This is a genomic window from Gemella sp. 20925_1_85 (assembly GCF_041433735.1).
GTDB lineage: Bacteria > Bacillota > Bacilli > Staphylococcales > Gemellaceae > Gemella.
Genome location: NZ_JAPWCC010000021.1, coordinates 24,087 through 36,904, shown reverse-complemented (window position 1 = coordinate 36,904; position 12,818 = coordinate 24,087). Strand labels below are relative to the sequence as shown.

The 12,818-nt window shown below is 31.4% G+C and carries 12 protein-coding genes; 9 read left to right on the top strand and 3 right to left on the bottom strand.

What is annotated here, in order from left to right:
- The first annotated feature begins 115 nt into the window (after positions 1-115).
- Positions 116-925, top strand: coding sequence for a hypothetical protein (locus tag O3884_RS06965; protein WP_371452604.1), 810 nt, complete (start codon positions 116-118; stop codon positions 923-925).
- Positions 926-950: 25 nt separating this feature from the next.
- Here O3884_RS06965 and uvrB read toward each other — a convergent pair whose 3' ends face one another.
- The gene (gene uvrB / locus O3884_RS06960) at positions 951-2,948 is read right to left on the bottom strand and encodes an excinuclease ABC subunit UvrB (RefSeq protein WP_371452603.1); all 1,998 of its coding nucleotides are present in this window, start codon (positions 2,946-2,948) and stop codon (positions 951-953) included.
- A gap of 282 nt (positions 2,949-3,230) precedes the next feature.
- On the opposite strand from uvrB, the gene O3884_RS06955 reads away from it, so the two are divergent.
- The 7 genes from O3884_RS06955 (at position 3,231) to O3884_RS06925 (ending at position 8,944) form a co-directional block, all read left to right on the top strand.
- Complete coding sequence (locus O3884_RS06955; protein ID WP_371452602.1) at positions 3,231-4,199, top strand: Rpn family recombination-promoting nuclease/putative transposase; 969 nt, start codon at positions 3,231-3,233, stop codon at positions 4,197-4,199.
- Positions 4,200-4,247: 48 nt separating this feature from the next.
- Positions 4,248-4,472, top strand: coding sequence for a hypothetical protein (locus tag O3884_RS06950; RefSeq protein ID WP_371452601.1), 225 nt, complete (start codon positions 4,248-4,250; stop codon positions 4,470-4,472).
- Positions 4,473-4,520: 48 nt separating this feature from the next.
- Entirely contained in the window at positions 4,521-4,769 is a 249-nt protein-coding gene (locus tag O3884_RS06945; protein WP_371452600.1) for a hypothetical protein, read from the top strand.
- Positions 4,770-5,079: 310 nt separating this feature from the next.
- Complete coding sequence (locus O3884_RS06940; RefSeq protein ID WP_371452599.1) at positions 5,080-5,979, top strand: RluA family pseudouridine synthase; 900 nt, start codon at positions 5,080-5,082, stop codon at positions 5,977-5,979.
- Between the two features lie 367 nt (positions 5,980-6,346).
- Entirely contained in the window at positions 6,347-7,213 is an 867-nt protein-coding gene (fba, locus tag O3884_RS06935) for a class II fructose-1,6-bisphosphate aldolase (RefSeq protein WP_371452598.1), read from the top strand.
- An 80-nt stretch (positions 7,214-7,293) separates the two neighbouring features.
- A complete protein-coding gene (locus O3884_RS06930) occupies positions 7,294-8,328 on the top strand; it encodes a M42 family metallopeptidase (protein ID WP_371452597.1) in 1,035 nt (344 codons plus the stop codon).
- Between the two features lie 286 nt (positions 8,329-8,614).
- Positions 8,615-8,944, top strand: a complete 330-nt coding sequence (locus tag O3884_RS06925) for a hypothetical protein (protein WP_371452596.1) — start codon at positions 8,615-8,617, stop codon at positions 8,942-8,944.
- A gap of 136 nt (positions 8,945-9,080) precedes the next feature.
- Here the strand turns inward: O3884_RS06925 and O3884_RS06920 are convergent, their stop codons facing one another.
- Complete coding sequence (locus tag O3884_RS06920; RefSeq protein ID WP_371452595.1) at positions 9,081-10,238, bottom strand: MFS transporter; 1,158 nt, start codon at positions 10,236-10,238, stop codon at positions 9,081-9,083.
- A gap of 9 nt (positions 10,239-10,247) precedes the next feature.
- Positions 10,248-10,940 carry a CPBP family intramembrane glutamic endopeptidase gene (locus O3884_RS06915; protein ID WP_371452594.1) on the bottom strand — a complete coding sequence of 231 codons (693 nt, stop codon included), beginning with the start codon at positions 10,938-10,940 and terminating at the stop codon, positions 10,248-10,250.
- A 425-nt stretch (positions 10,941-11,365) separates the two neighbouring features.
- Between O3884_RS06915 and O3884_RS06910 the strand changes: the two genes are divergently transcribed.
- Positions 11,366-12,739, top strand: coding sequence for a glycine--tRNA ligase (locus tag O3884_RS06910; protein ID WP_371452593.1), 1,374 nt, complete (start codon positions 11,366-11,368; stop codon positions 12,737-12,739).
- Positions 12,740-12,818: the final 79 nt, after the last annotated feature.

The following is a 12,818-nucleotide window of genomic DNA, read 5'->3' as shown; positions in this document are numbered from 1 at the left end:
AACTAATTTAAAATGTTAATTTATTATTTTAATGCATATTAATATTGTATTTTTGTAGTATAAAATTTATAATAGAGTATGTACAAAAAATGATATTAGTAGGGGGAAGTAAAGTTTGAATGAAAAATTAGAAGATAAATATGATTTTAAAATCTTGCGTAAAAGAAAAATTAATCTAGTATATAAATTTATCTTTGTATATATTGTGTTTCTTTTCGCATTAGCTATAACTCAAATGAAACTAGGGTATAGCGATACAGTAGCTTTTATTATATTCGCAATATTTTTCTTTATAATAGTTGGTTATTTTGCTATGAAAGGATATAAAATTGAAAATGTAATTGGATTAAAGTTATTAAATAATTTGGAATTAGCTGAATTTATGGATTTTATGCATGAACAACATAAAAATAAAAAATTAACTAGAAATAGTACATATTATAACTATATGGCACTAGTTGAGCTTATCTACGGTAACTTTGATAAGAGTGAAGAATATTTATCAAAAGTAAAACTTACTCAATCAGGTTATATTAGAGGTGCCTTAAGGGGAACTGAAATATGGTATCACTTTACTAGGTTTATGTTAAATATTTTTACTGAAAAAGAATTTGATTTAGAAGAATTAAAAAAACAATTAGTGAAAACAGTTAGTAAAAATCAAGAAGCTGTTCAAATGTATAATAATAAATTAGATAATATATATAAAGTTCTAGTTTTAAAAGAACCGGCTGATAATTTTAAAGTAGAATTAAATGATAATATAGTAGAGTGTTCAAAAGTATTTAATTATTATTTCTATCTTCGTAATGAATTACTAAAAGAAAATAAAGAAGAAGCTAATAAGTACATTGACTTATTATTACAATATAATGAAAATTATTATGTAGTAAGGCAAGCAAAAGCAATAAGAGAAAAAATTTAAGGGTTGACCAATAGGTCAGCCCTTTTTATAATTTATATTTCTCTTTTAGTTCTGCGATAGTATCACGAAGTTTTGCAGCTTGTTCGAATTCGAATTTTTCTGCAGCTGCGAACATTTGTTGTTCTAATTCTGCTAAGTGTTCCTCGATATTATCATCATTGATATTTGCAGTTTCTTCAATTTCAACAATATCTTCATCAACCACTTCTTTCTTAGCGCTTATAGAATCACGAATATCTTTAATAATAGTTTGTGGGGTAATACCATGTTCTTCGTTATAAGCCATTTGAATTTCACGACGTCGGTTTGTCTCATCAATCGCTTTTCTCATACTTCTAGTAATACTATCTGCATACATGATTACGCGACCATTCGCATTACGTGCAGCACGTCCAATTGTTTGAAGAAGGGCTTTATCTCCACGTAAAAATCCTTCTTTATCTGCATCCAAAATAGCCACAAGCGACACTTCAGGAATATCTAGACCTTCACGTAGTAAGTTAATTCCAATAAGAATATCGAATTTACCAAGTCGAAGATTCCTAATTATCTCTGTACGTTCTAATGTTTTAATATCAGAGTGTAGGTATTCTACTTTTAATCCATTTTCTTTTAGGTAAGCTGTCAGAGATTCTGCCATTTTTTTCGTTAAGGTAGTGATAAGAACACGTTCTCCTTTAGCTATAATCTTCTCTGCTTCTTTAGTAATATCGAATACTTGGTCACTAACAGGTCGAATATCGATAATTGGATCTAGTAGACCTGTAGGACGAATAATTTGTTCAGTTATTTTTGTACTTTTCTCTAATTCGAAGTCCCCAGGTGTTGCTGAAACGAAAATAGCTTGATTAAGTTTTTTCTCGAATTCTTCGAAGTTTAAAGGTCTGTTATCCAGAGCAGTAGGTAATCTGAATCCATAATCAACAAGCACTTGTTTACGTGCTCTGTCTCCGTTGAACATACCACGAACCTGAGGAAGGGTAACGTGTGATTCATCCACTACTAGTAACCAATCATCTGGGAAGTAATCTAGTAGTGTGTATGGAGTACTACCAGGCTCACGGAGTGTAAGATGAAGAGAGTAGTTCTCTATCCCTGAACAGAATCCCATTTCTTCCATCATTTCAAGGTCATAGTTAGTGCGTTGTTCAAGACGTTGAGCTTCTAAAAGTTTATTTTCCATATTTAGAACTTTTAATCTTTCTTCTAGTTCAGCTCGAATTCTCTTAATTGCTTCTTTAGTTTTTTCATCACCAGCAACGAAGTGACTGGCAGGATATATTGCGATATGTTCAAGTTCACTTAGCACTTCGCCAGTTAAAGGATTAATCTCTCGAATACGATCGATTTCATCACCGAACATCTCTATACGAACAGAGTTTTCACTACGAGAAGCTGGGAAGATTTCAATAACATCCCCGCGAACTCTAAAATTACCACGAGTAAACTCAATATCATTTCGCATATATTGAATACTGATTAGTTTTTCCATTATTTTATTACGATTAATTTCATCACCAACACGTAATGATAGAACTAGCGATGAATATTCTTCTGGTGAACCAAGACCATATATACAGCTGACACTCGATACGATAATAACATCATCACGATCGAATAATGAAGATGTTGCACTGTGTCGTAGTTTATCAATCTCATCATTCACAGATGAATCTTTTTCTATATATGTATCTGTTGATGGAACGTATGCCTCTGGTTGGAAGTAATCATAGTATGAAACGAAGTATTCAACTCGGTTATTCGGGAAAAATTCTTTAAGCTCATTGTATAATTGTCCAGCTAATGTCTTGTTATGAGCCAGAACTAGGGTAGGTTTTCCTACATTTTTTATTATGTTAGCTATTGTAAATGTCTTACCAGTACCAGTAGCACCAAGTAATGTTTGATATTTTTCTCCGTTATTTAAACCTTCAGTAAGTTCGGCAATCGCATTAATCTGATCACCTTTAGGATCATACTTACTCTGAAGATCAAAATCAACATGTAATCTATTAATTTCCAAAAAATCCACTCCTTATATAGCTTGTTCTGTGAGTTAATAGTACAAATTAAAATAACTCACATAAAAGGTTAATTAATTCTTTCATTAAATATTATAATATAGATAGGAAAATAGTGAAAGAAAAAGTAATTAGTATTAAAGATTATAGTTGTTCATATTTATAATTGAAAAACTAAAGAAACTAATCGTAAAATACTATATATCAATGGAATAGCTTATATTACTATGGTATAATATTAGTATAGGAGATTGTAATTAATCACATTCGGGAGGTGTGAAATTATGAAAAAAGTTAGACATGAACATGTAAAACCAACAGAGGATTTAGTGGCTAAGAAAATATTCTCTAATACTGAGATAACATCAGCTTTTATTAGCGACATACTTGGGCTTTCGGTTAAGTGTTCAAAAATTTTAGACGGAACGCAAATTCATTCAAGTTTTGAAGATGAGATATTACTGTATAATACATCATTAGATGTTCTCGCCGAATTGGATGATGGTACTCAAGTTATTATAGAAATTCAAGTATCTAAGCAATTAGAATTTCTAAAACGACTATGGGTGTATATATGTAATCAGGTATCAAAAAATATGGATACAATAAGATTACAACTAGGTAGAACTAATCCAATATATTCAGAGTTGATTCCTGTTTATTCAGTATCTATTTTAGAAAAAAATTATTTTGATGATGATAGAGCTATAAGAAGTTTCAGTTTAAGAGATGATGATACAAATAAACAGCTAAAAGTCGATGTAAAAGGGATAAAAGAAAAAAGAAATTTAATAACTATGGCATTTTTAGAGTTGAATAAATACAATCCAGATATAAGAGAAAACTATAATAAAAAACGATGGTTAGAACTGTTCTCTAATCAACCGTTTACTCAAAGTCAGGATGAAATAATAGAAAGTGCGGATAGTATGATGGAGTATAAAAATTGGAGTGAGGAGGAAAAAGCTATGTATGATGAAAAAACAAGGAAATATGATGCATATATAGATACATTGCAATATAAGTATGTAGAAGGCATAGAAAAAGGAATAGAGCAAGGACGAACTGAAGGACTAGAGTTAGGGCGAACTGAAGGATTAGAAAAGGGAATAGAACAAGGACGAACTGAAGAGCGAGAGAATTCGATAGCTAGATTTATTAAGTATGTAAAACTAGGAGTAATTTCGAAAAAAGATGCATGCCAAGATTTAGGTATGACAGAAAAAGAACTTGATAAATATTTACAAGCATAAATAAGTCTGTAAATAAATCTTCATTGAAAATGAGGTGATTTTGAGAAGATGTATGATGAAAAAACAAGGAAATATGATGCATATATAGACACATTGCAATATAAGTATGTAGAAGGTATAGAAAAAGGAATAGAGCAAGGGCGAACTGAAGAGCGAGAGAATTCAATAGCGAGATTTATTAAGTATGTAAAACTAGGAGTAATTTCAAAAAAAGACGCATGTCAAGATTTAGGGATGACGGAAAAAGAGCTTGATAAATATTTACAAGCATAGATAAGTCTGTAAAAAAATCTTCGTTGATAATGAGGTGATTTTGAGAAGATGTATGATGAAAAGACAAGGAAATATGATGCATATATAGATACATTGCAATATAAGTATGTAGAGGGAATAGAAAAAGGAATTGAACAAGGGCGAACTGAAGGAATAGAAAAAGGACGAACAGAAGAAAGAGAGAATTCAATAGCGAGATTCATTAAGTATGTAAAACTAGGGGTAATCTCAAAAAAAGATGCCTGCCAAGATTTAGGTATGACAGAAAAAGAACTTGATAAATATTTACAATCTTAGCAGCTAAAAAATAGTACGCGAAACTAATCGCATTACTAAAATTGTATAGAATAACTGAGAGTGATACAGAATCATAGTTCGAATAGACAGATTCTAAATTGTCGCTCTCATTCTTTGTTCTCGATAAATATAAATTGTATCAAATTTCGAAGCGGTATTTATTATTGATTTAATTTATATTTGAAACTTTTAATATATAAATTTTGAATAGTGTAATAAATACTATATTTTTAAACATTTCTACTATATTTTATTTTGTTTTTTTCAGTGTATATGTTAAGATAGTATAGTATGAAAAAAGGAGGAAGTAATGGATACACAAAAAATTATATATACTTCACCGAAAAGTGAGAGAATTGATAAATTTTTACAACAAGAATTAACAGATGTTTCTAGAACAAATATCCAGAACTTAATTTCTGAAGGTTATATTAAAGTAGACGGGAATAATATTAAAACTAATTATAAATTAAAAGAAGGTAATGTTATTACTATAGATTATAAAGAACCTGAAGAGTTAGACGTTGTAAAACAAGATATCCCAGTGGATATTGTCTATGAAGATAATGATTTAATTATTGTAAATAAAGCTAAAGGTATGGTTGTTCACCCATCTGTAGGACATAAAGATGGAACATTAGTTAATGCCTTATTATTCCACAGTGAACTTTCAAGTATCAATGGTACTATCAGACCTGGTATTGTTCACAGAATAGATAAAGATACGTCAGGATTATTAATAGTTGCGAAAAATGATAAAGCGCACGTTAAATTATCAGAAATGATCGCGAACAAAGATGTTAAGAGAAAATATTACGCTCTAGTGCACGGAAGTATTAAGCACGACTATGGTACTATCGATGCTCCAATCGCTCGTAATCCGAAAGAACGTAAAGAAATGGCTATTATCGATGAAGGGAAACCATCTATTACACACTTTAAGGTTATAGAGAGATTTGAGAAATATACTCTTATCGAATGTGAATTAGAAACTGGACGTACTCATCAAATCAGGGTACACATGAAATATATTAACCACCCATTAGTAGGGGATCCGGTATATGGGCCAAGAAAAACATTAAATACAAATGGGCAGTCGCTTCATTCGAAAAGTATCGAATTTAATCACCCGATTACTGGTGAACACCTTTACTTTGAAACAGAAATTCCAGAGTATATAGTTGAAACAATGTCTAAATTAGATAAATAGAATATTTTATAACATATCACTTCAAATGTTGCTAATTGTTGCCGACTTTGAGGTGATTTTTTAAAAAGTTCATTCTGTATTAGTATAGATTTCAGATTTAAAAAATATTTTTCTAAAATTAAAAAAATAAAAATTTTAGAAAAAATAGTAACATAATTGTAGAATAAAAAATTAAGAAAACTATTAAATTAAACTTGTATACGTTATCACTATAACCTTGTAATGGCAAAGAATAGAGGAATTAATATATAAGAATTTTATTAATAACACACATAATTGAAAATTATCAAATAAAATAGTTTATTTTTTCTAAAAAGTGTAGTATTATAATATATATATTAGTAGTTATTTAAGGAGGACAAATAACATGGTTTTAGTACCAGCAAAAGACATGCTTGTAAAAGCAAGAAAAGAAGGATATGCAGTAGGGCATTTCAACATCAATAACTTAGAATGGACAAAAGCTATCTTAGCAGCTTGTGAAGAAGCAAAAAGTCCAGTTATCTTAGGTGTAAGTGAAGGAGCAGCTAAATACATGACTGGTTTCAGAACTGTTGCAGCTATGGTAGAAGCTATGGTTGAAGAAATGAACATCACAGTTCCTGTTGCATTACACTTAGACCACGGTTCATACGAAGGAACTCAAAAAGCTATCGAAGCTGGATTTAGTTCAGTAATGTTTGACGGATCTCACTATCCATTCGAAGAAAACATTGCTAAATCTAAAGAAATGATCGCTTTAGCTCACTCTAAAGGATTATCAATCGAGTGTGAAGTTGGTTCAATCGGTGGAGAAGAAGATGGAGTTATCGGTACTGGTGAATTAGCTGATCCAAACGAATGTAAAATAATGGCTGACTTAGGAATTGACTTCCTAGCTGCAGGTATTGGTAACATTCACGGTAAATACCCTGAAAACTGGGCTGGATTAAGCTTCGAAACATTAGAAAAAATCGCTGATATCACTGATGGTATTCCATTAGTATTACACGGTGGTTCAGGTATCCCAACTGACCAAATCCAAAAAGCTATCTCTCTAGGAGTATCTAAAGTTAACGTTAACACTGAATGTCAATTAGCGTTTGCTGAAGCTACACGTAAATACATTGAAGAAGGTGGAGATCAAAAACCTAAAGGTTTCGACCCTCGTAAATTATTAAACCCTGGATTTGAAGCTATTAAAGCTATGGTTCACGAAAAAATCGATATCTTCGGTTCAAGAAACAAAGCATAATAACTACGCAATTTTATAAAAAAGGCTCATGCTTTGCATGGGTCTTTTGTTTATATATTATTTATAGAAGGAGCATTCTTATGCAACAAACAATAGATTATTTAAAAAAACTTACTGGCATTCCTTCACCAACAGGTTTCACAAGAGAAGTTGCTGACTACCTAGTGAAAGAACTAGAAAGATTAGGATATAAACCTATTCGAACTAATAAAGGTGGGGTAAATGTAATAGTTAAAGGTAAGGACGATAATAAACACCGTGTCGTAACAGCTCACGTAGATACATTAGGAGCGATGGTGCGTGCGGTAAAAGCAGATGGTCGCTTGAAAATGGCTAAAATCGGTGGTTATCCATGGAATATGATAGAAGGTGAGAACTGTCTTGTTCATGTAGCAAGTACAGGAAAAACTGTTAGTGGTACTATCTTAATTCATCAAACTAGTACACATGTATATAAAGATGCAGGAACTGCAGAACGCACAGAAGATAATATGGAAGTAAGACTAGATGCTAAAGTAAGAAATGAGAAAGAAACTCGTGACTTAGGTATTGATGTAGGAGACTTTATAAGTTTTGATCCTCGTACAATAGTTACAGAAACAGGATTTATAAAAAGTCGTTTCTTAGATGATAAAGTCAGTGCTGCGATTTTATTAGACTTACTAAGAAAATATAAAGAAGAAAATATTGAATTACCACATACAACACACTTTATGTTCAGTGTATTTGAAGAAGTAGGTCACGGGGCTAACTCGAATCTTCCGAAAGAAGCTGTAGAATACCTTGCTGTTGATATGGGAGCTATGGGTGATGACCAACAGACTGATGAATATACAGTATCAATCTGTGTGAAAGATGCTAGTGGTCCATACAACTATGAATTCCGCAACCATCTAGTACAATTGGCAAAAGATAATGATATTCAATATAAATTAGATATTTATCCTTATTATGGTAGTGATGCGTCGGCTGCGATGAGAGCAGGTGCAGAAGTAAAACATGCATTACTAGGTGCTGGTATAGAATCAAGCCACTCTTATGAAAGAACACACATCGATTCAGTAGAACAAACTCACAAGATGGTAGATGTATATCTACGAAGTAAATTAATTTAATAAGTATGAATAAACATGCATGATTTAATGTAGTGTTTAACTAAGTTATCTGTGGTTTAAAGTTATTTACGTAAGTTGAAACTAAAGGTTTAGTTCAAAGATAAATCTTATAGAAAAAGTGCAAAATAGCTATATAAAAGCACTTTTATCATATGTTTTAACGAAAAATAATAAAAAACTTAAGAAAAAAACTTGACTTTTGATATGAAAATCAATATAATAACTATATACGATAATCTGTCGTATGAAAATCAAAAAATTATTATTTAAAAGGAGATTTAATACTATGAAAAAACAAGTATTATTATCAGTATTCGCTGCAGCTCTTTTCGCAGCACCAGTAGCGTTAGCTAATGGAGAATTAGGTGCAAACCGTACTACTAACGAAGCAGGATACCAAGCTGACACTACTAAACCAGCTACAGTTGCTGAAATCAAAGCAGAAAACGATAAAGATTTAGGAAATAAATCTGAAAAATGGACTCGTGATGCTAACAAACTTGAAAAAGGTGAAACTTTAAAAGTTGACAAAGGTCAAGCAGCTAAAGAAGCAGCTAAAGCTGGAGCTCACAAAGCAGCTGGAAAAGTTTTACCAAAAACTTCAGCAGCTAAATAATACTGATACCAGTATTTAAAAAAGGATGTTTGATTAATCAGACTCCTTTTTTATTATATACATCTATTTATGTATTTATTATACACATAAAGACCTCAAGATTTCAGAGTCACATCTGAGTCTTGAGGTCTTTTTTTTATCTTGTTGTTTTTATTCTTGTAGCTACTATTGTCCCAATAGCTGCGATAATTGCTGATGCGTAGAATACGTATGAAGTACTAATATCCCATAGAGCACCCATGATATACAGTCCTACTGCCATACTTAGTTGGAAACAGATGGCTGTATATAGATTTTGCATATCGATAATTTCTTTGTTGTTGTAATCTTTATTCAGAATAAGAATAAAGGCGATATGAGCAACCGCGAATGTTATCGCGTGAAATGTCTGCATAATAGTGAAGACATAAATGTTGTGGAATGTTGCTAATGCACCCCAACGAATAATTGCACAAACACCTGCGAAGATCATTAGATTTTTTGGCTTAATTCTTTTTACTATTCTCTTAGAGAAGATAAAGAATATAATTTCCGCAATTACCGATACGTTAAGAATAACTCCAGAAAGCCATTTAGCTGAAATGTTCATACTTTCTAAATATAGTGCATTGTAGTTATTATATGCAGTATGTGAAAGTTGGTATAGAAATACAGTAATAATAAGTAAAATTGCATTTCTGTCTTTTAAGACCCAATTGTATAAGCTTTCTTTTTCTTTTTTTGTATTAGGTTCTTCTAAACTTAGATTTTTTACTAGTTTTGGTTGTGGTAAGAACATGAATACTAAATATAATGCAACTAAAAATATTAGTATGTAATATAAAGCTCCATTACCAACATAACCTAAGATTCCACCGATAATTATCCCAATCACCGTAAATCCTAGTGAACCATATGTTCTAGCTTTTCCGTAATCTATATTTTCTTCGCGTAAAAATAATGACGCTAGTCCTTCGACTAGGGGACTCACCATGAAGTAAATCATACCGAATAAAAATGTAATTAATCCAAGTACAATTTTTTCATTAGTAAATCCGTAACTCACCGCAAGAATTAATCCGATTCCTACAGATAGTTTTAAAGTAATATCAATATTATATTTTTTTATTAAATATGGACTTAAAAATATTCCACTAATAACCCTTGCGATATAAAGCATTGAAAATATTGAACTGGCTTCTAAGACACTTAAGTTTTTTACCGATGTTAGATAAACCATCCAGAATGGTAAGAACGTCCCAGTTACTAAAAATTGTAAGAAGTAGTTAGTGGATAACCATGTTTTCGATGACATATTTACCTCCTATGCAAAATATACTTGAACTAACACAACTAAACTGTTCATAAGAATATGAGAGATAATTGGAGTTAGTATACTTCTTGTGTGAATATATAGATAACTAAATACGAATGACATACCTATATAAATAACCATAATTGGAGAAATACCGTCATGAGGTAGTGCAAAGATAATACCTGTAATTAGTGCTGGTATAGTAAATCTAATCCAATCTTTACTTCCGATCATAGCGTCGTAGAAGTATCCAAATACTGCTTTTCTAAAGAATAATTCTTCCATAATCGGACCAAGTACAGCAACATAAAGTATAAAGTATGGTTTCAATTTTATTATTTCAACGACATTACTTGTGTTTTTACTTTTAGTCTCAAAATTAAAAAAGTTTGATAGGTATACTAACAAACCATTGATGAAACCTTGTAATAACATCATTGAAACAAATCCAATAATACCAATTGCGATTACTGTAATAAGGTTATACGTACTCTTTTGTCTATCTATATCATTTTTATTCTTCATAGCTAATATGCTAAGGAGAATTGTAGCTGTTATAGATAAAAATAGCACAATACTAACTCGATTATCAACGCTAATATTTCGAGGGAGTTGTAGTGGAAGTATAAATACTGCTAGTATATATATAAATCCACTAAGTAGTAAGTGGCTTACATTACCACGAGTAAATGAAATTCTCATAAACCCTCCTTAAATTGTTTTATTACTATTTATTATAACATCTATAATTTATACATACAACAATTAGTGTTTTAAAAAAGCGTTATCAGTAATTGTAAATGCTATTACAAAATTAAAGGAATCCTATGAGGATAAACTTCTATCTTAAATATTTTCTTTAATATCAATTGTAAAGCTACATGTTTTCAGAATAATTTTTGCAATTTCTCTTGAAAGTTTTTCATATTAATGTTAGAATAAAAGAGTAATAAGCGAGCTGATGATGGTGAAAGTTCAGCAACAATATTGGCATTAAATACAACTTAATATTAATAAAGTTGAGTTTTTACTAATCAGGGTGGAACCGCGGAAATTATTTCGTCCCTAGATGTGCTACGGCATATCTAGGGCTTTTTTATATTTTAATAACTAGGAGGAAACAAACTATGGAGAAAATTTTATCTCTTGCAAAAAATAGAGGATTCGTATTTCAAGGATCTGAAATTTATGGTGGATTAGCTAATACTTGGGATTACGGTCCATTAGGAATTGAATTAAAAAATAACGTAAAAAAAGCATGGTGGAAAAAATTTATTCAAGAATCACCATATAACGTAGGGTTAGATGCTGCTATCTTCATGAACCCACGTACATGGGAAGCTTCAGGACACGTAGGTAACTTCAGTGACCCTATGATGGACTGTAAAGTGTGTAAATCACGTCTTCGTGCTGACAAACTTATCGAAGAATATTACTTCAATGAAAAAAATGAAGATGTAGTAGTTGATGGTCTTCCATTCGAAGAATTAGAAGCTATTATCGATCGTGAAAACATTAAATGTCCAGAATGTGGTAGCCATGACTACACTAACATTCGTCAATTTAACCTTATGTTCAAAACTAACCAAGGTGTAGTAGAAAATTCTACAAGCCAAATTTACCTACGTCCAGAAACTGCACAAGGTATCTTCGTAAACTTCAAAAACGTTCAACGTAGTATGCGTAAAAAATTACCATTTGGTATTGGGCAAATTGGTAAATCATTCCGTAACGAAATCACACCAGGTAACTTCATTTTCCGTACTCGTGAATTTGAGCAAATGGAATTAGAATTCTTCTGTGAACCAGGAACAGAATTAGATTGGCACAAAACTTGGAAAGATAACTGTGAAAACTTCTTATTAGACTTAGGTATGACTAAAGAAAATATCCGTCTACGTGATCACGATCAAGAAGAATTATCACACTACTCTAATGCAACTACTGATATCGAGTTTAAATTCCCATTCGGTTGGGGAGAACTTTGGGGTATTGCTTCAAGAACTGACTACGACTTAAAACAACATATGGAACACTCAGGTCAAGATTTAACTTACCAAGACCTAAGCACAAATGAAAAATTCATCCCATATTGTATCGAACCATCTGTAGGGGTTGACCGTGTTCTTCTAGCATTCTTATGTGATGCTTACAACGAAGAAGAAGTAGGGGAAAACGATACTCGTACAGTTCTTAAATTCCACCCAGCATTAGCTCCATACAAAGCAGCTATCTTACCACTTTCTAAAAAATTAAGTGACAAAGCTGTTGAAGTATATCAACAATTAGCTACAGACTTTATGGTTGATTTTGATGAAACTGGATCAATTGGTAAGAGATATAGAAGACAAGATGAAATTGGTACTCCATTCTGTATCACTTATGACTTCGAATCAGAAAACGATGGAATGGTAACTGTTCGTGATAGAGATACTATGGAACAAACTCGTATTCCAATAGCTGAATTAAAACAATATATCGAAGAAAAAATTAAATTCTAATTTGAGAAGCACTCAGAACGTTAGTTCTGGGTGTTTTTTTTATATCTATTTAAGGATAAAAAATAAAAAGATTTATATA

Excerpts from the sequence above, each read along its gene's own strand:
- O3884_RS06955 (WP_371452602.1), top strand. The coding sequence starts at position 3,231 with ATGAAAAAAGTTAGACATGAACATGTAAAACCAACAGAGGATTTAGTG.
- O3884_RS06950 (WP_371452601.1), top strand. The coding sequence starts at position 4,248 with ATGTATGATGAAAAAACAAGGAAATATGATGCATATATAGACACATTG.
- O3884_RS06945 (WP_371452600.1), top strand. The coding sequence starts at position 4,521 with ATGTATGATGAAAAGACAAGGAAATATGATGCATATATAGATACATTG.
- O3884_RS06940 (WP_371452599.1), top strand. The coding sequence starts at position 5,080 with ATGGATACACAAAAAATTATATATACTTCACCGAAAAGTGAGAGAATT.
- fba (WP_371452598.1), top strand. The coding sequence starts at position 6,347 with ATGGTTTTAGTACCAGCAAAAGACATGCTTGTAAAAGCAAGAAAAGAA.
- O3884_RS06930 (WP_371452597.1), top strand. The coding sequence starts at position 7,294 with ATGCAACAAACAATAGATTATTTAAAAAAACTTACTGGCATTCCTTCA.
- O3884_RS06925 (WP_371452596.1), top strand. The coding sequence starts at position 8,615 with ATGAAAAAACAAGTATTATTATCAGTATTCGCTGCAGCTCTTTTCGCA.
- O3884_RS06920 (WP_371452595.1), bottom strand. The coding sequence starts at position 10,238 with ATGTCATCGAAAACATGGTTATCCACTAACTACTTCTTACAATTTTTA.
- O3884_RS06915 (WP_371452594.1), bottom strand. The coding sequence starts at position 10,940 with ATGAGAATTTCATTTACTCGTGGTAATGTAAGCCACTTACTACTTAGT.
- O3884_RS06910 (WP_371452593.1), top strand. The coding sequence starts at position 11,366 with ATGGAGAAAATTTTATCTCTTGCAAAAAATAGAGGATTCGTATTTCAA.